Annotated in this window: 13 protein-coding genes; 7 read left to right on the top strand and 6 right to left on the bottom strand. The window is 68.8% G+C overall.

Annotation, left to right across the window (positions count from 1 at the left end; translation table 11 throughout):
- Window positions 1-114 precede the first annotated feature (114 nt).
- Window positions 115-741 (bottom strand): hypothetical protein, encoded by a 627-nt coding sequence (locus ACFZP7_RS28835; RefSeq protein WP_385636724.1) that lies wholly within the window; start codon window positions 739-741, stop codon window positions 115-117.
- Between the two features lie 108 nt (window positions 742-849).
- Window positions 850-2,076, bottom strand: a complete 1,227-nt coding sequence (locus ACFZP7_RS28830; protein ID WP_385636721.1) for a DNA sulfur modification protein DndB — start codon at window positions 2,074-2,076, stop codon at window positions 850-852.
- 265 nt (window positions 2,077-2,341) lie between these two features.
- On the opposite strand from ACFZP7_RS28830, the gene ACFZP7_RS28825 reads away from it, so the two are divergent.
- The 4 genes from ACFZP7_RS28825 (at window position 2,342) to ACFZP7_RS28810 (ending at window position 11,151) form a co-directional block, all read left to right on the top strand.
- On the top strand, window positions 2,342-4,549 hold the full coding sequence (locus ACFZP7_RS28825) for an N-6 DNA methylase (RefSeq protein ID WP_385636718.1): 2,208 nt from the start codon (window positions 2,342-2,344) through the stop codon (window positions 4,547-4,549).
- A gap of 151 nt (window positions 4,550-4,700) precedes the next feature.
- Window positions 4,701-6,692, top strand: coding sequence for an N-6 DNA methylase (locus tag ACFZP7_RS28820; protein WP_385636715.1), 1,992 nt, complete (start codon window positions 4,701-4,703; stop codon window positions 6,690-6,692).
- The gene (locus ACFZP7_RS28815; protein ID WP_385636712.1) at window positions 6,689-7,972 is read left to right on the top strand and encodes a restriction endonuclease subunit S; all 1,284 of its coding nucleotides are present in this window, start codon (window positions 6,689-6,691) and stop codon (window positions 7,970-7,972) included. The genes ACFZP7_RS28820 and ACFZP7_RS28815 overlap by 4 nt, the downstream gene beginning before the upstream one ends.
- Window positions 7,969-11,151: a type I restriction endonuclease subunit R gene (locus ACFZP7_RS28810; RefSeq protein ID WP_385636709.1), complete on the top strand. Its 3,183-nt coding sequence runs from the start codon at window positions 7,969-7,971 to the stop codon at window positions 11,149-11,151. Before ACFZP7_RS28815 ends, ACFZP7_RS28810 begins: the two co-directional genes overlap by 4 nt.
- Before the next feature lie 56 nt (window positions 11,152-11,207).
- Here the strand turns inward: ACFZP7_RS28810 and ACFZP7_RS28805 are convergent, their stop codons facing one another.
- The 4 genes from ACFZP7_RS28805 to ACFZP7_RS28790 form a co-directional block, all read right to left on the bottom strand.
- Window positions 11,208-11,390: a DUF397 domain-containing protein gene (locus ACFZP7_RS28805; protein ID WP_381940949.1), complete on the bottom strand. Its 183-nt coding sequence runs from the start codon at window positions 11,388-11,390 to the stop codon at window positions 11,208-11,210.
- Window positions 11,387-12,241 carry a helix-turn-helix domain-containing protein gene (locus ACFZP7_RS28800; RefSeq protein ID WP_385636705.1) on the bottom strand — a complete coding sequence of 285 codons (855 nt, stop codon included), beginning with the start codon at window positions 12,239-12,241 and terminating at the stop codon, window positions 11,387-11,389. The genes ACFZP7_RS28805 and ACFZP7_RS28800 overlap by 4 nt, the downstream gene beginning before the upstream one ends.
- Window positions 12,242-12,355: 114 nt before the next feature.
- The gene (locus ACFZP7_RS28795) at window positions 12,356-13,282 is read right to left on the bottom strand and encodes a phosphotransferase (RefSeq protein ID WP_385636701.1); all 927 of its coding nucleotides are present in this window, start codon (window positions 13,280-13,282) and stop codon (window positions 12,356-12,358) included.
- A 5-nt stretch (window positions 13,283-13,287) separates the two neighbouring features.
- Window positions 13,288-15,939, bottom strand: a complete 2,652-nt coding sequence (locus ACFZP7_RS28790; RefSeq protein WP_385636699.1) for an ATP/GTP-binding protein — start codon at window positions 15,937-15,939, stop codon at window positions 13,288-13,290.
- 239 nt (window positions 15,940-16,178) lie between these two features.
- Here ACFZP7_RS28790 and ACFZP7_RS28785 point away from each other — a divergent pair, with 239 nt between their 5' ends.
- The 3 genes from ACFZP7_RS28785 (at window position 16,179) to ACFZP7_RS28775 (ending at window position 20,527) form a co-directional block, all read left to right on the top strand.
- Entirely contained in the window at window positions 16,179-16,625 is a 447-nt protein-coding gene (locus tag ACFZP7_RS28785) for an ATP-binding protein (RefSeq protein ID WP_385636696.1), read from the top strand.
- Window positions 16,626-16,783: 158 nt separating this feature from the next.
- Window positions 16,784-18,331 carry a protein kinase domain-containing protein gene (locus ACFZP7_RS28780; protein WP_385636693.1) on the top strand — a complete coding sequence of 516 codons (1,548 nt, stop codon included), beginning with the start codon at window positions 16,784-16,786 and terminating at the stop codon, window positions 18,329-18,331.
- A 48-nt stretch (window positions 18,332-18,379) separates the two neighbouring features.
- Complete coding sequence (locus ACFZP7_RS28775) at window positions 18,380-20,527, top strand: UvrD-helicase domain-containing protein (protein WP_385636691.1); 2,148 nt, start codon at window positions 18,380-18,382, stop codon at window positions 20,525-20,527.
- Window positions 20,528-20,536: the final 9 nt, after the last annotated feature.

Here is a 20,536-nt window from a genome sequence, read left to right as displayed (position 1 = left end):
CTTTCCTCGAGGCACTACGCACGTTCGGGGAGCGTCGGACATCGGCTCGTACTCCGACTCGGCCGTGCCCTGTCTAGTTGTTGTGACGCTTGTCACCGAACAGAACTTCAGGTGTCAGCCGACCCGCTTCCACTCCTGGCACCGGTTGGTCTTGAAGTACTCACCCTTGTTGAGGGTCACCCGGCCGGTGCCGTCCAGGTTGTTGTTGGCGATGATCGAACCGAACTCGCCACTGGCGTCCTTGGCCCGCTCCCAGTAGCAGCCGAACTCGCCCTCGGGCCCGGCCGTCTTGTAGGTGCCGGCCTTGATGTCCTCGCCGACGAGGTACTCCCCGTCTCCGGAGAAGCTGGTCGCCGGTCCCGGCTCCTCGGTCTTCTTCGGCTCGGCGGTCACCGTCTCGGTCACGGTCTCGGTCACCGTGGGCGCGGGTTCGGCCTCGGCGGGCGATGCCGTCTCGGTGACGGTGACCGTGGGGCGAGGATCGGCCTCCGAGGCGGCGACCGTCTCACCCCCGCCGCCCGAGTCGCCGCTCGAGCCGATGCCGACGCCCACGAGCAGCGACACAAGGGCGACGGCGCCGTACTTCAGCCATGCCCTGCCGCGCGGAGCGGGCCGCCCGATCGGGCTGCTCGGAGGCACCGGCGGGAAGGGGGGTTGACCGCCGCCGTACGGACCGGGAGTCGACGGAAGGATGTGACCGCTGTCGGGACGGTGGTCCGGGGCGGGCTTCTGATCGGTCATGTTCTCTGCTCCGTTTCGCACATGTGCCGGGTGAGCCGAAGCGAACCGGCACTCCGCCTGCTCGTGGTGTCGTGGCCGCTCGCCGACGCCGTGGTCGGTCGACGCGGTTCACAGCCCCCGGATCTGACGCCCCGCCTCGGTCGCCGGGTAGAGGATCGCGTCGGCGACGCGACCGCCGGAGTCCTTGACCCCGCCACTGAAGTTGAGGCGGCCGGACGTGCCGGTCTTGGCGGCGACCCCGTCCCAGTACTTCGCCTCGCGCTCCCAGCGGATGCCGTCCAGGAGTCGGAGCAGGTCGTCCATGCGGAACACGGACCCCGAGTCGCTCCACGGCATGGTGGGGTGGACGGCGATGCCGAGCCCGGCCAGGACGGCGGGCGCGGTGATGGCGCCGCGCTCGGTGAAGTCACGGGCGTGGCGGACGATCAGCTCGCCGAGGACGGGTACGAGGGCAGCCTCCGCCTGCTCGGGCCGGACGCCCGCCGGCAGCTCGTCCTCGTGCACGGACTCGGCAGAACGCGCCAGCCCGCCCCGCCCGTAGAGCGTGGTGACGACGAGTGCGCGCAGCGCGGAGAGGGTGACGACCTCGCGGTCACCGGCCGAGAGCTGCCGCTTGCTGACGTTGACGAGCCGGGCGAACGGCACCCGCTGCCCGCCGACGTCGACCCGCACCGAGTCGGCCACCAGGTGCGCGAGCCGGGTCCCGAAGTCCCGCTGGTCCATGGACATGGCGAGGTTCTTCGCGACGGCGACGCCCTGGACGTTGCGGTCGTAGAAGATCTGCCGCGCGTCCGCCGGCGCCAGGTCGACGTAGAGCTCGAAGGGGATGCGCACCTGCGACAGCTGCGGATACGTCAGGCCGTACGCCTCCGGGTCGTCGTAGAGGTCGTGCCAGGCGGTGGTCTGGGTCTCGCCGTCGATGGCGATGACCATCGTGCCCGGCGCGACGGTGAGGGTGCGCAGGCCGGTGCCGGGGACGAATTCGTCACTGAGTGCCGCGAGCGGTCCCGCGTGCCACAGGGTGATGGGCGGCGTGGACCAGGCAGCGCCGAGTTCGCCCTTGAGACCGGCGGCGATGTACTCGGCGTACGGGGCGACGTTCTTGCCCTTCTGCGAGGACTTCAGCGTGCGCTGCACGGTCGCGCGCAGTTCGGCGTGCCGGCGCACCAGACCCGACGAGGCCTTCAGTTTGCGCGGGTCCTCCTCGGCACGCGGCGACGGCACCAGCTGGACGAGCGCGGGCACCGCCATCGTCCCGACGACCGCGCCGTCGCGGAACGGCATGACGGTGAGCTGGGTGCCTTCGACGACTGCGGTCGGCATGGTCAGGCGCATGGGTCTCCCCCGGAGTGGTCTTCGGAGTGGTCCGACAGGTGCGATCGACACCCGCCGTCCGCGCCGACTCGCGCTGGAGCGCGGTGAGGGCACGGCTTCAGGTCACGGCTTCAGGTCACAGCACACGGCTGCGCCGGTCCGGAGCTTCCTCGTTGGAAGCGTGACCAGATAAGCAGCACAATGAAAGCCTTGTCAATCACCTTGACTGACTTGACGGGTGCTGTAAGTTGTTGACTGTCCACTCCCGAGAGACCCAGGAACCGCCATGCCCCAGCAGCCCACCGCACAGGTGACGGCCGCCGAGATCTCCCGCATCGCCGGGGTCACGCGCGCCACCGTCAGCAACTGGCGCCGCCGGCACGACGACTTCCCCGAGCCCTCCGGAGGCACGGAGAGCAGCCCGCTGTACGACCTGGGGGCGGTCCGCGCATGGCTGGCCGCGCGCGGCCACGCCTCCGCCGCAAGCCCGGCGGAAGAGCTCCGGACGACGCTCCGCCTGCACGGCCGCGGCGACAGCGGCTCCGGCGACTCCGGCGAATTGCTCCTCCTCGTGCTGGCGGCGGCCCGCCACTCCCCCGACGACCTGGCGGCCACCGCCGCACTGTCCGACGCGGACCTCGCGGCCCGGGCCGAGCACGACCGGGCGTCCGTCGCCGAAGCTGTACCCGGCAGCGGGGCGGGACCCGCCCGTTTCACGGCCGAGGACGCGGCCGTCCTCCGCGCGCTGTACGCGTGTGTACGCGAGGAAGGCGGCCAGGCCGCGCTGGGCGTGCTCGCCGAGTGGGAGCTGGAGGACAGTGCGGCGAGCGGCGCCTACCGGACCCCCGAGCCGCTCACGGACCTGATCGCACACCTGGTCCCCGGCACCCCGGCCCGCGTCCTGGACCCGGCCTGCGGCAGCGGCTCCCTCCTCGCGGCGGCAGCCCGGCGCGGCGCACGCGAGCTGTACGGCCAGGACGTGCTGCCCGTCCAGGCCCGGCGCAGCGCGGTCAGTCTGATGCTGACCGCCCCCGAGGCCACGGTCACCGTCCGCGCCGACGACAGCCTCCGCGCGGACGCCTTCCCGGACCTGCTCGCCGACGCGATTCTGTGCAACCCGCCCTACGGCATCCGGGACTGGGGCCACGACGAACTGGCCTACGACCCGCGCTGGGCGTACGGCGTTCCGGCTCGCGCCGAGTCGGAGCTGGCCTGGGTGCAGCACGCGCTCGCCCACCTGACGCCCGGCGGGTACGCGGTCCTGCTGCTGCCGCCGGCCACGGCCGGGCGTGCGTCGGGGCGGCGTGTACGGGCGGAGCTGGTACGCAGCGGAGCCCTGCGCGCGGTGGTGGCGCTGCCGGCCGGCGCGTCGGTGCCGCTGCACGTCGGGCTGCACGTGTGGGTGCTGCAACGGCCCGAGCCGGGCGGCCCCGAGCGCAAGACGGTGCTGTTCGTGGACACCGCCGCGGAGGCGGCGCCGGGCACGGCGACGGCGACCGGGCGCGGTGGGACGGCGGCGACCGCGCGAACGCGGGGCGGCAGCCGGTCCACGTCCGCCTCCCTGGACTGGGTGGGCATCATGGTGCGTGCCCTGGACGCGTGGCGGGCGTTCACCGACAACCCCGACACATTCGAGGGCGAGCCCGGTGTCGCGCACGCGGTCGGCGTGGTGGACCTGCTGGACGACGTGGTGGACCTGACCCCGGCCCGGCTCGTACGGGCCTCACGGGCCGGCATCGATCCGTCGGACCTGGCGGCCGAAGCCGACGCGACGCGCCGGAACCTCGTCGATGCCGCGAAGTCCCTCGCGCGGACAGCGGGCCGGGCGGACTGGAACGCCGCGGGCACCTCGGCGCGGGAGTGGCGTACGGCGACGGTCTCCGACCTCGCCCGTGGCGGGGCGCTCACCCTGCTGCGGACGGCACCGGACAGCGCGCGCACCCGCGCCGCCCAGGCCGCGGGCGGCGGGACCGGCACCGACGGAGGGCGAGGGCCCGAGACGCGTGCGGTGCTCACCGGCTCGGACATCGCGACCGGGTCGGGCCCCACGGGAGACCCGGCGGGGCTGCACGACGACACGGCACCGGTGATCGCCGCCGGGGACGTTCTCGTACGGGCGCTCGCAGGCGACGGGGGCCCGATGGCCCGGGTCGCCGGCGAGGAGGACGCCGGGGCGCTGCTCGGCCACCACGTCCACCTGTTTCGACCGGACCCGGCCCGCCTGGACGCCTGGTTCCTCGCCGGGTTCCTGGGTGCCGAGGACAACATCGCGGGCGCGTCGACGGGCAGCACGGTGCTGACGGTCAGCCCGGGCCGGCTGCGCGTACCGCTGCTGCCGCTGGAGGAGCAGCGGCGGTACGGGGAGGCGTTTCGGCGCGTGCACGAGCTGCGGGCGGAGGCGCGACGGGCGACGGTGCTGGCGGAGGAGACGGCGCGGTTGCTGGCGGGCGGGCTCACGGGCGGACAGTTGCTGCCGCCGCCGGGAGACATCTGAGGCACGCGGGCCGTGGGGTGGCGATTCGCCCCATTCGGCACGCAGGCCTTCACACATGGACCACACTTGTCAGACCGCCCCGGCGGGCCGATCAACCGGCTCGATTCGGGCGGTGGGGTCGGGACATTTCGGAAGGAACCTGGGGATCCAGTTGAACAGCAGTAAGCACACGGAGTTGGCGAACCACGCGTGGTCCGTCGCCGACCTCCTGCGGGGGGACTACAAGCAGTCCGACTACGGCAAGGTCATCCTGCCGTTCACGGTGCTGCGGCGACTGGAATGCGTGCTGGCGCCGACACGCGAGAAGGTCGCGGAGATCGCGGAGCAGTACAAGGACAGCGACATCGACCCGGACCGCTTTCTGCGCCGGGCCTCGGGCCACTCCTTCTACAATAGGTCCCGCCTGACCCTGAAGAAGATCGCCGAGGACCCGCAGAGCGCGGCGATGAACCTGCAGGTGTACGTGGGGGCCTTCTCGGACAACGCCCAGGGCGTGCTGGAGCGCTTCGAGTTCGCCCAGCAGATCAAGCGGCTGGACAGTGCGGGACTGCTCTACAAGGTCATCGGCAAGTTCACGGACCTGGACCTGAGGCCCGAGGTCGTGCCCAACCACAACATGGGTTACATCTTCGAGGAGCTGATTCGCCGCTTCGCGGAGCAGTCCAACGAGACGGCCGGTGAACACTTCACGCCGCGTGAGGTCATCCAGCTCATGGTGCGGTTGCTCGTCGCCCCTGACGGCGACGCGCTCCAGCTTCCCGGTACGGTCCGCACGGTCCTAGACCCGGCCTGCGGCACGGGCGGCATGCTCTCGGCGATGGACGACCTCATCACCGATTTCAACGAGGACGCCACGGTGGAGGTGTACGGGCAGGAGCTGAATCCCGAGTCGTGGGCGATCTGCCGGTCCGACCTCATGATCAAGGGCCAGAACCCGGAGAACATCGCCTTCGGCAACTCCTTCTCCGACGACGGCCACGCCCGCAAGACCTTCGACTACATGCTGGCCAACCCGCCGTTCGGCGTGGAGTGGAAGAAGGTCAAGGAGGCGGTCGAGCACGAGCACAAGGCGCTGGGCGAGGCCGGCCGCTTCGGGGCGGGGCTGCCGCGTATCAACGACGGCTCGCTGCTGTTCCTCCAGCACATGATCGACAAGATGAAGCCGGTGGACGTGAACGGCGGGGGCGGCTCGCGCATCGCGATCGTCTTCAACGGCTCCCCCCTCTTCACGGGCGCGGCGGGCTCGGGCGAGTCGGAGATCCGCCGCTGGATCCTGGAGAACGACTGGCTGGAGGGCATCGTCGCCCTGCCGGACCAGCTCTTCTACAACACCGGCATCTCCACGTACTTCTGGATCCTGACGAACAGGAAGAGCCCGGACCACAAGGGCAAGGTCGTCCTGTTGGACGCCCGCGACCAGTGGCAGAAGATGCGAAAGTCGCTCGGCGACAAGCGCAAGCAGCTGAGCAAGGATCACATCGCGACGGTGGTCAAGCTGTACGGTGAGGCGCTGGCCGTCGCAGACGACCCTGATCACCCGCTGCACGGCAAGGTGAAGATCTTCCGCAACGAGGACTTCGGCTACCAGCGGATCACGGTGGAACGCCCGCTGAAGCTGCGGTTCGAGGTGACGGAGGAGACGCTGGCGGCGCTTGAGGTGTCTAAGGCGATTCAGAAACTTCCCCAGGCTCCGGCACTGGCGGACGCCTTCAAGTCCCTGATGGGCACCAAGTGGGCGACGAAACAGGAGGCTTGGCTCGCGTTGAAGGACGCGGTGGTACAGGCCGGCGGGACGTGGCCCACGGGGGCGCCCTTCAACAAGGCGCTGCGCGAGGTCGTCGGGGTGCGGGACCCGAAGGGCGAGGTCCAGCGCGTCAAGGGCGGGCCCGAGTCGGACGCGGAGCTGCGGGACTACGAGAACGTTCCGCTGGGCGAGGACGTTGAGGATTACCTGGCGCGGGCGGTCCACCCCCACGTGCCGGATGCGTGGATCGATCACAGCAAGACGAAGATGGGGTACGAGATTCCGTTCACACGGCACTTCTATGTGTATGAACCGCCGCGTCCGTTGGCGGAGATCGACGCAGAGTTGAAGGCGTTGGAGGTAGAAATTCAGGGGTTGTTGGGAGAGGTCACAGAATGACGGAGTCACGTCTGGCACCTTGGCTTTCTAATTCACGATGGCCCACGGCACCGATTCGACTGGTGGCACGCTTGGGATCTGGGCACACGCCCAGCCGAAGCAAGCCTGAGTACTGGGAGAACTGCACGGTTCCTTGGATCACGCTCGCCGATGTCTGGCAGTTGCGTGACGGTCGGACCAGCGTCATCGCTGATACCAAGGAGATGGTCAGCCCGCTCGGGTTGGCTAACTCAGCGGCAGTCCAGCACCCCGCCGGAACGGTAATTCTTTCCCGCACTGCCTCGGTGGGGTTCTCCGCAATCATGGGTAGCGACATGGCCACGAGTCAGGACTTCGCCACTTGGACATGCGGCCCAGAGCTGGAGCCTCGGTATTTGCTGCATGCCCTGCGTGGTATGGAACCGGACCTCAAGCGTGTGGCCACAGGGTCGACGCACAAGACCATTTACATGCCGGACATTGAGCAATTGCGGGTACCGCTGCCCCCACTGGGAGAGCAACGCCGCATCGCCGACTTCCTCGACGCCGAGACCGCCCGCATCGATGAGCTGATGGATCTTCGCCGCCGCCAGATCGCTCTTCTGCGCGAACGCGCAGATGTAGCACTGACCGAGCTCTTCTCCCAGGCAACAGGAAGCCGGGAGTATCGCTTCCGTCACCTCATGCGTTTCAACCCCTGCTACGGCGTTCTGGTTCCCCGCTTCGCGGAAGATGGAGTCCCACTGATCCGTGTCAGCAACCTCGGTCGCCTCGACAACGAACTCGACAGACTGCCCCGCATCGAAACAGACCAGGCAGTCGAGTACCGACGCACGCGCATCTCTCCTGGTGATCTCCTGATCACCGTGGTCGGCGCCACGATCGGACGCTGCGATGTCGCCCCACTGGAGACGGACGGGTTCAACGTCAGTCGGGCAATCGCCCGAGTCCAACTGATCCCGGGACTGTCACCATGGCTGATGGCCGCTTGGGTCAGAGGTCGACAGTTCCGGATTCAAGCGGAACTCGCCACGAGTGGAGCGGCCGCCCAACCAGCCCTGAATATGTCCGATATGGCGCATTTTACCGTATGGCTGCCGGAAACCACTAAGGGGCGAGAGCTGCTGGCAGAGCGGGTGAGTAACCAGGAGAAGGCAGTAAACAGCCTGTTGTCTGCCGTGGAAGCACAACTTTCACTCCTGACAGAACGCCGCCAGGCCCTGATCACCGCCGCGGTAACCGGCCAGTTCGACGTGACCACTGCCAGCGGACGCAATGCCACCGAAGGAGTCACCGTATGAGCCCCGTGCACGACGAGTCCTCCTTCGGTTCTGCCATCGTCGCCGCACTCTGCGAGCGAGGCTGGCGGGAGGCCAACCCGGAGGACTATCAGGCCGACCTGGGACTGGACACCAACGAGTTGTTCACCTTCATCGGCGCTACCCAGCCCGACGAGTGGAATGAACTGCTCACCGTCTACGGCCGCAACCCCGATGAAGCCCAGCGCGGTTTCGCGCAGCGGCTCGATCGGGCCATCGCCGATGACGGGCTCCTCCACGTCCTCCGCAACGGCGTCAAGGACCGCGGAGTCCGTCTCCGCGTCGCCTACTTCAAGCCGAACCTCATCTCCGCCGACTCCGTCCTCGACGGCTACCGGGCCAACCGCCTCACCGTCGTCCGGGAACTCCCCTACGCCACCAAGCAGGCCGACTGGGGCCACCGGCTCGACCTGACCCTGTTCCTCAACGGCATCCCCGTCGCCACCGCCGAGTTGAAGAACTCGCTCACCGGTCAGGGCGTCGAGCAGGCCAAGGAGCAGTACCGGACGGACCGCGACCCGACCGAGCTGATCTTCACGCGCCGCGTCATCGCGAACTTCGCCGTCGACCCGGACCTGGTCTTCGTCGCCACGCAGCTGCGCGGCAAGAGCACCCGGTTCCTGCCGTTCAACACCGGCTCCAATGGACCCGGCCAGCCCGGCGGGGCCGGCAATCCGGCACCCACGGCGCACGGCAAGTACGCCACCTCCTACCTCTGGGAAGAGGTCTGGCAGCGGGACAACTGGCTCGACCTCCTCCAGCGCTTCGTGCACCAGCAGAAGCACAAGACGCCCGGCGGCGGCACGACCAAGACGACGATCTTCCCCCGCTTCCACCAGTGGGACGTCGTCCGGAAGCTCACCGCGCACGCCTCCGTTCACGGCGCCGGCCAGAACTACCTGGTCATGGCCTCTGCCGGTTCTGGCAAGTCGAACACCATCGGCTGGCTGGCCCACCGCCTCAGCGATTTGCACGCCCGCATGGACCCGCACGTCCTGCGTCCCGAAGCGCTGGCAGAGGGCCGTATCAAGCCCGGCGAGCCCGTCTTCGACAAGGTCATCGTCATCACGGACCGCCGTAACCTGGACTCCCAGCTCCGGGAGACCGTCGGCGCTTTCAGCCAGACCGACGGCCTCGTCGTGAAGGTCGACGAGAAGCACGGCGCGAAGAGCGAACAGCTCGCCCGTGCCCTCTCCCGGGACACCGGCAAGATCGTCACGGTCACCCTGCACTCGTTCCCGGCGCTGCTCGACTACGTCAAGCGCAACCCCACCGAGATCAAGGGCACCCGCTTCGCGATCATCGTCGACGAGGCGCACTCCTCGCAGTCCGGCGACGCCGCCACCGCCGTGAAGTCCGCCCTGCGCGACCTCGGCCTGGACGCCGACTCGGACGAAGAAGGCGCGTCCACGGTCACCGTGGGCGACAAGCTGAAGGCGAAGGCGGTCGAGCGCTCCCGCGCCGCCAACCTCTCCTACTTCGCCTTCACCGCCACGCCCAAGTCCAAGACCCTCGAACTCTTCGGCACGGAAGGCGTCGAGAACGGCAAGGCCGTCTACCGCCCCTTCCACACCTACTCCATGCGCCAGGCCATCGAGGAAGGCTTCATCCTCGACCCCCTGCGCAACTACGTCACCTACAACACCTACTGGAAGCTGGCGAACCTCAACCGCGACGAGAAGGAGGTCGACCCCTCCAAGGCGAACAGCCTGCTCGCCCGGTTCGCGCTCATGCACGAGCACACGGTGTCCCAGCACGCCCAGGTGATCGTCGAGCACTTCGTCGCGCACACCCGCGGCCGGCTCGGCGGACGGGCCAAGGCCATGGTGGTCACGGCCTCCCGTCACTCCGCCGTGCAGATGGCCCGTGCCATCCGGAGTTACATCGCCGACCGCGAGTACGACACCAAGTACCCGGACCTCGGCGTCCTGGTCGCCTTCTCCGGGACCCTCACCATCGACGGCGAGGAGACCACCGAGAGCAAGGAGAACGGCGGCCTTTCCGAGAGCGCGCTGCCGAAGGCCTTCGGCTACACCCGCGCCGACGACAAGGCCGCGAAGGCAGGCGGCAAGGGCCAGCAGGAGTACCGGATCCTCGTCGTCGCCGAGAAGTACCAGACCGGCTTCGACCAGCCGCTCCTCACGACGATGTACGTCAACAAGACCCTGACCGGCATCGCAGCCGTCCAGACCCTCTCCCGCCTCAACCGCACCGCCGAGCGCAAGTCCCAGGCCGACCTCGCCGTCCTGGACTTCGTCAACGAGGCCGAGGACATCCAGGACGCCTTCCGCCCGTACTTCGAGGAGGCGCACACCCTGCCCTCCGACCCTAACCTCCTCTACACGGCCCAGAGCCGCGTCATGTCCGCGCCGATCATCTCGGAGCAGGACATGGACGAGTTCGTCGCCGCGTACTTCGAGGCACAGGAGAAGGCCGGCGGCTCGCAGTCCAAGTGGGAGAAGCTGCACGCCGAGCTGTACCGGCTCCTCTCCCCCGCCGTCACCCGCTTCACCGCTCTCCTGGAGAGCGACGAGGAGGACGACGTCGAAACGGCCGAGGAGTTCCGGGCCAACCTGAACGACTACGTCCGCAAGTACGGCTTCCTCGCGCAGATCGTCCCGTACCGCGACGCCGAACTGGAGCGCCTGTACCTCTACGGGCGTTACCTGCTCAACCGCCTTCCCCGCCTGGCGGACGGCGGAGTCGACATAGGCGAGGTCGACCTGAGCCACCTGCGCGTCGAGAAGACCGGCGAGCACGACGTGTCCCTCAACCCCGACGGCCCCGCCGAGCTCAAGGGCTTCGGCGATGGCGTCGGCGGCGCGAAGGACGCCGAGAAGTCACTGTTGTCCGAGCTGATCGAGAAGTTCAACGCCAAGTTCGGCACGGAGTTCACCGAGGAGGACGTCCTCCCCGCCTTTAACGCGACCAAGGAGGACCCGAAGGTTCGGGCTGCCGCCCTCGTCAACGACGAGGAGAACTTCGGCATCGTCTTCGACAAGAAGTTCGAGGAGAACATGATGGATCACGTCTCCACGATCGACACGCTCGGCAAGCGGTACTTCGGCACTGACCGTGACTTCAAGTCCAACCTCGACCGCAGCGCCCGCCGCGCGGCCTGGCGGATGATCCGCCGAGAGGAAGGGCTGGACGACATCTGACGCGTCGGGGTCCGGTGCGACGTGCGCACCGGACCCCGCTCGTCGTAAGTCTGAGTTCAGCGGCCGGAGGCCATCCGCACAAAGCCGGCCCACGCCTCCGCCCCGAAGGACAGCCTGGCCTCCACTGGCCGCTTGGAGTCACGTACCAGCACAGCGTTGCTGGTCTCGGCGACCTCGACGCACTCGCCGCCCTCCGCGCCGCTGTAGCTACTCTTGCGCCACGACTCGCCCGTGTTCATAGCTCTCCCAGCACCTTCTCTACGAATCCCAGAGACTCTCGCGGAGTGAGAGCCTGACTTCGGATGATCCCATAACGCGCTGAGATGGACCGCACCTCGTCCCGGTCAGTGACGAGCATGCTGCGTCCCTGTACTTCCAAGTACGCGATCTGTTCGCCCTTCTTCGGGGTGATCAACGTGAACGGGCCATCAACACCGGCATTGTCCTCCTGATCGTTCGGCATGACCTGGACCTCGACGTTCCGTCGATGCCCGATCAAGAGGACGTTCTCAAGCACTCCGCGCAATACGGCCTTGCCGCCGAAGGGCTTGCGCAGCACGGCCTCTTCAATGACGAAGCTCACCAGTGGTGCTGGCCAACGCGCGAACGTCTCCTGACGGGACAGCCGTGCTGAGACCCGCTGTTCAATCGTGTCCTCATCCAGCAACGGTCGTCGCATGGCGAGCAGTGCACGCGTGTAGTCCTCGGTCTGGAGGAGCCCCGGGATCGCCTGCACCGCGTAGAGGAAGAGCTCGTGAGCGTCCGACTCCAGCCGCGCGGCATCCCTGAAGAACGAGGGGTACTGAGCCCGCCCAACCTCCTCCTTCAATGCCACAAGCACCCCACCCGCCCCCAGCACCTCATCCGCCTTCTCGATGAACCGGGCCTGTGGGATCCGCCTCCCCTGCTCGATCGACGCCACCGTGTCCGCCGAGTAGCCGACCCTCTTGCCGAACTCGGCCCGGTCCAGCCCCGCCCGGATCCGCAGCAGCTTCAGCTGTCGTCCGAACGCGGTCACCACGCCCGTTCCCGGCTCGTCCTCCGGTCGCTGCTGACGCTGCGGCGGCTCCTCGTCGTTCACCACGCTCACTGCCCTGCCCCTCTTCCAGCGCAACCCACCTCGGATCACGCTAGGACACAGTCCGCAACCGTGAGTAGCGGTTCGTAAACCAGTCACCCTCCGGTGAAACGGGCAGGCGCAGCCTCACACCCGACCGGCGACCGATTCCGTGAAGCGGACCATCGCCCGGTGATACGTGGCCCTCTCCGGGTTCGGGAACCGGACGTTGTGGCGGTGATAGCGGTGGAAGGCGATGATCAGCGCCGCGTGCTCGATCTCGAGGGGGAGGATCGCGCGGTCCACCGTGGTGAGGGGGCGAAGTTTCTCGTATCCGTCGAGGAGCGCGTGGAGACGCTCGGTGTCGAGAAGGCCGGCCTCGTCCTGGGCGAGGCCCACGGCTGCCATGCCGAGGTCGAGCAGGGGGTCGTCGAGGGAGACCGTCTCCCAGTCCAGGACGGACAGGCCACCGTCGTCACGGACGATGACGTTGTCGTCGAAGAGGTCTCCGTGGATCAGGCAGGGAGCTCGGTGGCTGTCGGCCTCGGCGCTACGGACTAGGTCGAGCCTGGAGGTCAGCCACCGGGCGAACTCCTGGTCCGCGAAGCCGGGGATCGACGCGAGGTGCTCGGCGGAAAGACGGCGGGAGCCGACGGGGACGTCGGCCAGGCCTTCGGCGTCGGGGGCAAGCTCGTGAAGACGAGCGAGGAGGCTGCCGGCCTCGGGAAGGAGGGCGAGGGGCAGGGGCTGCTCGACCGCACCGGCGATCCACCTCTTCAGGACGAGGAGGCGGCCGTCGACCGGGACGATGAGTGATCCGTCCGTGGCGGGGACGACCTCGCTGGTCGGCACGCCGAGCCGCCGGAGAGCGCGGGTGTGGCGGGCGAGGGTGTTCGCCGTGTCCTCGTCGTGGTTGTCGAGGGAGGTCAGCACGTACTCGCCCTGGTCGCAGGCGAGGCGGAAGCTGGAGTTCGCGGCGCCACCCGAGAGCACGGTGAGGGACGCGCCCGTCAGTCCGTACCTGTCGGCAACGCTGGAGAGGTCGATCTGGTCCGCTGTGGTGTAGTGCGCCACCTGATTCAGGCTCCTTGCTGTGCTGCCGACTCCTGTCGGCGATCCTCGATGAGGCCGACCCAGCGTGCCCGCACCTGAGGGGCACTGTCCAGCCACTCGGCGCGCGGGAGGTCGGAAGGCGGTTCCTCGTCCGCCATCAGATAGGTCAGTTCGGCGAGGTACGCGAACTCGACGCCGTTGACGCAGTCCTCCATCAGGCGCTCCCGGGCCTGGGCGAGCGCTCCTGGGGCGCCGGACACGAGGGCATGCAGGCATTCGGCGAAGCGGATATAGGCGACCGACGAGGTCAGCCCCGCCTCCACGGCCTCCACCGCCACAGCCTCGGCGCGCGTCGGCAGGTCCGGCGCGATACCCGCGTCCCTCACCAGTGCTGCGATGCGGGTCTGCGTTTCGGCCCATCGGATCGACACGCCCGCGAGCAGGTCCTCGGCCCGGGCGATCTGCTCGGCGGCGCGCGGGCGGTCCTGAAAGGCCGCGGCGAAGGCGAGGCAGGCCTGTGACAGAGCGGCTTCGCCGACCTGCCCGGTGGCCAGTGCCTGATCGCGGCTGGCGGCGTAGGCGGAGCAGGCCAAGGCGATGGATCCCTGAGGCCACCAGAGGTCACCGAGTACGCGGTCCTGGCGGCCCTCCGTACCCAGGTGCAGTGCCGCCTCCCTGGCCTGCGGGAAGTCACCGATGCGGCGGGCCAGGTGGATCAGCCCCCGGCGGGCGGTCGCGGCGAGGCGGCCTCCCCGTTCCGCGACGCGCTGCATGCCGTTCAGTGACTCCTGAAAGTTACCCAGGTCCCGGTCGCACTCGGCCAGGAAGTAGCGGGGCAGCTCGTCGAGACTCGGCGGCAGGGCTCCGGCCTGCAGGACGTCACGGAGTTGTTGTGCCGTACTGCCTCGGTGCCGGCGCTGGCGCTGGGCGATGGCCGAGAGAGTCGTGGCGAGTGCTTGGGCCGGAGTGGGAGAAGCCCCGGCCAGGACAGCCGCAGGCGGCTCGACGGGCTCCCAGACGAAATCGTCGACGTACTGGAAGGCCGCGTCCTCGAGCCAACCGAGCGGAAGGTCGAACTGGTGGGCCAGGGCGAGGCCTTGGCGGAGAGCGGATACCAGGCGCCCGCGGTGGGACTTGTCTTCCTTGCCGAGGGCCTGGAAGGCGCGTCGCGCAGCGCGCTGCCAGTCGGCAGACGTCCACCGGTCGTCGCTGGTCGAGTCCGCCTCTCGGACCGCGTCCCGGACCAGGGCGTGCAGGCGGTAGGGCCAGGGCGCACCGGGGTCGTGATCGACGAACGGCCTGTCCACCAGGTTCTGGGCCGGAGCATCGTGGTCGAAGCCTGCGGCCGCCGAGGCGAGCGGCACGGAGAAGGTGTCCAGGAGGCTGACGGACCGTACGACTCGCCGGACGTCCGGAGGCAGGTCACGGAAGGTCCGGGCGACCAGGGCGGGGAAGTCGAGGTTGAAGTCGTGCACGGAGGGAGCGTTCCCCGAGCGGCGGTACAGATCAAGGAAGCGCATCGCCGCGAGGTCGAGGTAGAGCGGCAGTCCGTGCGAGTTCGCCGTGATCAGACGGCGGGTCGCTTCGTCCATCATCGGACGGCCGTCACGTGTCAGGCGCTGGGACAGATAGGTTTCGCAGTCTCCCGCGGACAAGTAGCCGACGGTGTGTTGTCGGGGCTCACGCGTCGCACCACCGGCGAGCTGGGGCCAGCACTCCGGACCTGCCCAGTCGAGTTGGCCCTCCAGCAGCGGATCATCCCATTGAAGGCGATTGCGGCCCGTGACGATGAACAGGGCGTTGGGCATCAACCACACCACTCGCTGGACAAGACGCTCCAGATCCCGGTGCACCCGGTCTCCTACGTCCTCGAACGTGTCCAGCAGCACCACCAGGGTGGCCCGGTGCTTGGCGGGCAGGGACGCCAGGTCCCACGCCAGGAGGTGCGGATAGTAGCTGAGTGCGTCCTGGTCGGGAGTGGTCTCCAGCAGGTCGGCGAAGCGACTGCACTCCGCAAGCGCCCTGATCCGGTGCTGTCGTTCCCTCAGCGCTCGCACGACCGTTCGCAGCCCGTGGCCGACCACCTGCCCCACCGTGCCGGGAAGGGCCACCGCTTGCGCCACGTCCGCCAGCGCCGACTGCATCTGTGCCGACAGGTTCCGCGCTCCGGGAAGGGAGCTCAGTCGGGTGCGGCGACGGACGTACTCCTCGAGCGGTTCACCGGGATGGTTGTGTTCCCAGTACCGCTGGAGGGCCAGGTCGAACGTCGGCATCGGCTGCCCGATCTCGGCCGCGGCCAGCCGGACGGCCAGGATCAGGGATTCGAAATCGACGCCCGAGTCGCGCGACAGATCCACCCTCACCGGTACTACGGGGCCGAGGCTCTGGTCGAGCGGCGGCCAGTGCTCCTGGACCGGGAGTTCTCCCGTGAGATGCTGCGCCACGCACCGGGACAACGTCGACTTGCCGATGCCGCCGACACCGTAGAACGTGAGCACATTGCGGCGGGGCGTCTCGAGGTCCTGCACGTCGAAGCCATCGGCGCGAACTTCACGGACGAGGTGGGCAAGGCTCCGTGCCACCGAGTCCCACTCGTCGCGCCTGTCGGCGAAGTAGTCGACCGCCTTGACTTCGCGATCGTTCGAGCGGAACAACGCCCTCAGATCCGACTGGCTCACCAGCGCCCCCTTTGTCGACAATGGTGACAGAAGAGCAGCCGACCTGAATGGGCGTCAAGTTGCCTCCGGAGCGGGCAGACAGTTCCAGAACTCCCCCGTGGTGAAGTACTGGGTGATCCGGACCCCGGACCCACGACCCAGTACCACCGCGTACAGCGCCCGTCTCCGTCCCGTACGGAGGGCCGACGTCAGCGCGTCACCACTGGTCACGCCAGGCCACGGCCCACCACCGTGAGTGCATGACCGCAACGCAATCACCCCGCACGGTGCACCGGTTCACGATGCGCTTCAGCTCCACCCCGCGCGGCGCCCGCCTCGCCCGGCGGCTGTGCGGGCACCGGCTCGACGCCTGGGGCGTCCCGTACGGCAGTGACACGCACGACGTCGTCACGCTCGTCGCGTCGGAGCTGTGCGCCAACGCCGTACGGCACGGGCACGTCGCCGGACGTGACTTCCACCTGCTCCTCACCGCCGACCCGGTGACCGGCACCGTACGGATCGAGGTGAGCGACACGCGTGGGGAACGCCTCCTCCGCCTTTCCGCCGGCGTACCGGAGGACGGTGACGGCGGCCGGGGGCTGCTGCTGGTCGAGGCGCTGGCCGACCGCTGGGGATGGTCACCGCGTTCCTCGGGCGGACCCGGCAAGACGGTCTGGGCGGAGTGCACCGCGCCCGGCCTGAACTGATCCTGTAGCTCCACGGCGACCTGGCTGGACGCGCCGAACCCCGGCCCGCGAGACTGATCCCTTCGGACACGCGACGGGGCGGGAGCGGGGACCAGGTGCCGGACGTACAACGGATCGCGGGGCGTTACGAACTCCTCGAGCAGTTCAACCATGGCGGCATGGGGGACGTTTGGCGCAGTTACGACGCCGTACTGGACCGGCCGGTCGCCGTGAAGCTGATTCGGCCGCAGGCCGTCACGTCGCCGCAAATGGCGGAGGAGTTCGAGAAGCGGTTCCGGCGTGAGGCGCGGGTCACCGCGCGGATCCAGCACCCGGGCGTGCCGCAGGTGTACGACGCGGTGCTGGACGAGTCGTACGAACAGCTGTTCCTCGTGATGGAGCTGGTCGACGGCGTTCCGCTGACCGCGTACGTGCACCCCGATCACCCGCTGCCCGTCAGCTGGGCGGTGGCGGTGGCCGCGCAGGTGGCGACCGTACTGTCGTACGCGCACGACGTGCCTGTCGTCCACCGCGACCTGAAGCCGAGCAACATCATCGTCGCCCGGGACGGCACGGTGAAGGTGCTGGACTTCGGCATCGCGGCGATCCTGCGGACGGACGTCACCAAGCTGACCGCGACGGGCAGTCCCATCGGGACGCATCAGTACATGGCACCGGAGCAGGTGCGGGGTGCCCGGGTCACGCCCCGCACCGACCTGTACGCGCTGGGCTGTGTGCTGCACGAACTGCTCTCCGGCAGGCTGGTGTTCAGCGGCGACAGCGAGTGGCAGCTGATGATGCAGCACGTCAACGCTGCCCCGACGCCGCTGCGGCAGTTGCGTGCCGACGTACCGGTGGCCCTGGAAGAACTCGTCCTGCACCTCCTCCGCAAGGCACCCGAGGCGCGTCCGGCGGACGTGCAGGAGGTGTACGAGCGGCTGCGGCCCTTCCTGCCGGTGCCCGGCGAGGAATCCGTGCCGGAGGAGGCGGGACCCACCGGGGCGCCCGATCCGACGGGGATCTTCCGGCGGCCCTACGCGCCCCGCTCGCGTGCCGGTGCCTCGGGCGGCGCGCGGCCCGACGTAGCCGCTGTCGGCCCGGACGCGCCACCGGTCGTTCCCGCGGCCGAGCGCGAGGCGCTGCGGGAGCAGATCCGCGAGGTGCACGCGCACTATGTGGCGCTGATGGAGGAGGAGCGGTACGCGCAGGCCGCCGATGTGATGGCTGAGTTGATCGAGCCTGCCGCACGGTCCCTCGGCTCGGAGAACAAGGCGGTGCTGCGACTGCGTTCGTGGCGGGCAGCGAGCCGTCAGTTGGCGGGTGACCACCGGGCCGCGCTGCCGGAGTTCGAGGCGCTCGCCGACGCGTACGGGCGCGTGAGCGGCCCGAGCAGCGAGGAGGTGCTGGAGTGCCGGGCCCAGGCGGCGCGCTGCCGCGGTGAACTCGGCCAGGTGACCGAGGCGCTGGCCGGGCTGCACGGCGTCCTGGAGACCGTCCGCGCCGTCGACGGCGACGTCAGCGAGAACGCGGTGGAACTGCGCCGCGACATCGGCATGCTGCTCCTCGCACAACAGCGGGCGGCGGAGGCCTTCGACGTCCTGAAGCCGCTGCACACGGACCTGTGCGTGGTGTTCGGCCCGGACGACGAACTCACCGTCGAGGTGGCCGAGACCCTGGCCGTGATCCGTCTGGATCTCGACGGTGACAGTGCCGCTTCCTCGCCCTGACCTGGCCTTCCCGCACATGGCAGCCCACCCGGACACTAGGATCTCCGCATGCCGCAGCTCGCCTTCGATGTCGGTTTCTTCGCCGAACTCCCCAAGCTCCAGCCTCCCGTCAGGAAGGGTGTCCTCGAGGCTTGGGAGAAGTTCGACCGGCTCACTCTCGACCAGCTCTTCAAGGACCCAGGACTGAAGCTGGAGAGCCTCACGAAGGCGAAGGACAAGCAGATCCGGACCATCCGCATCGACCAGTTCTGGCGCGGTGTCGTGCTCGCACCGCCTTCCGGGGACACCTTCGTCCTGCTGCAGGTGATGCAGCACGACAAGGCCATCTCCTGGGCGATGAAGCAGAAGTCCAGCATCAACGAGGTGACGCGGGCCGTCGAGATCCGGGACGCGGCGACCCTGGACGAGATCACGCCTGCCTACGAGCGGGTGGCCGAGGCCTCGTCGAAGGAGCGGCTGTTCGCGAAGTTCTCCGACGGTGACCTGAAGGCGCTCGGTATCGACGACGAGACGCTGCGGCAGGCCCGGTCGCTGGTCGACCAAGAGCAGTTGGACGTCTTCGCGCCGCTGCTGCCGCAGGACCAGCGGGAGGTGCTGCAGTACCTCGCCGCGGGGTGCACGGTGGAGGAGGTCTGGCAGGACATCGTGGCGCCCGCCTTGCACGCGTCCTCCCAGCCGGTGGACACGGCGGACTACGAGACGGCGATCCAGCACACCCTGGCGCGTATCGCGCTGGTGTCGGCCCCCGAAGAGCTGCGGGACATCCTGGAGAAGCCGTTCGAGGCCTGGCGGGTGTTCCTGCACCCCTCGCAGCGGAAGGTGGCGTACCGGGCCTCGTACTCGGGACCGGCGCAGGTCACCGGCGGGCCGGGCACCGGCAAGACCGTCGTAGCCCTGCACCGGGTCAAGCACCTGCTCGGGCATCTGCGGGACGGCGACCGCATTCTTCTGACGACTTACACCAACGCGCTGGTGAACGCGCTCCGCTCGGGCTTGGAGTCTCTGGTGGACGATCCGGAGCTGCGGGAACGCGTGGACATCTCGACGGTGGACGGCTTCGCCAGCCGGGTCATGACGGAAGCACCGGGCGCGGTGGCTCTTCGGCCGTTGATGAGCAACGAGGAGGTGAGCCGCTGGGGCAAGGCAGCCAAGGCGACCGGCTTCACCGGCAGTGCTCAGTTCCTTGCCCAGGAGTACCGGCACGTCATCCTGGCGCAGGGGATCCGGACGCCGGCCGAGTACGAGACGGCGGACCGGCGGGGCCGCGGGAGCGGGCTGACAGCGGCGCAGCGGCCTCTCGTCTGGGAGACGGTGGAACGGTTCACAGCCACCCTGGTCGAGGACGGGGCTCGCACCTGGCTGCAGACCTGTGCGGAGGCGGCACAGTTGCTCGAGGAGACGGGACCCCGGTACCGGCACGTCGTGGTGGACGAGGCACAGGACCTGCATCCTGCGCAGTGGCGTCTGCTGCGTGCGGCCGTCCCCGCCCGCCCGGACGACCTGTTCATCGCCGGCGACCCGCACCAGCGCATCTACGACTCGAAGGTGTCGCTGAAGTCGCTCGGTATCAGGGTGGCCGGGCGGTCGGTGAAGCTGCGCAAGAACTACCGCAGCACGCAGGAGATCCTGCGCTGGTCCACGGCCCTGCTCATCGGCCGTCCGATCGCCCAGCTCGAGGACGACAGCCGCAACGAGACGCTGCTCGGTTACCGTTCCGCGCTCCACGGGGACGGGCCCACCGTGCATCCGGTGAAGTCCGAGGAGGCCGAGCTGGAGGCGCTGGTCGCGCAGGTGCGCGCGTGGATGGCCGCGGGCGTCGGCGCGGGTGAGATCGGGGTCAGCGCCCGGTTCAACAAGACCTGCGCGAAGGCGGTCGCGTACCTCAAGGACGCCGGTATCCCTGCCGCGACGCTCCGTTCGACCGAGACCGCTGGGAAAGCGGCGACCGTGCGGGTCGGCACCATGCACTCCTTCAAGGGGCTGGAGTTCCGTTGTGTAGCGGTCATCGGTGTCGATGACGAGGCGCTACCGTTCCCGAAGGCGGTCACCCCTCCCGAGGTGGATCCGAAGCAGCACGAGGCCGACATGATGTCCGAACGCTGCCTGCTCTTCGTCGCCTGCACGAGGGCCCGCGACAGCCTGTACGTCTCATGGTCGGGCAAGCCAAGTCAGTTCCTGGTGGAGGCTGGCGTGTGACCGTTTTCG

The sequence above is a fragment of the Streptomyces sp. SudanB5_2050 genome (genome assembly GCF_964272335.1).
GTDB lineage: Bacteria > Actinomycetota > Actinomycetes > Streptomycetales > Streptomycetaceae > Streptomyces > Streptomyces rochei.
This window is presented reverse-complemented; position numbering and strand designations above follow the sequence as displayed.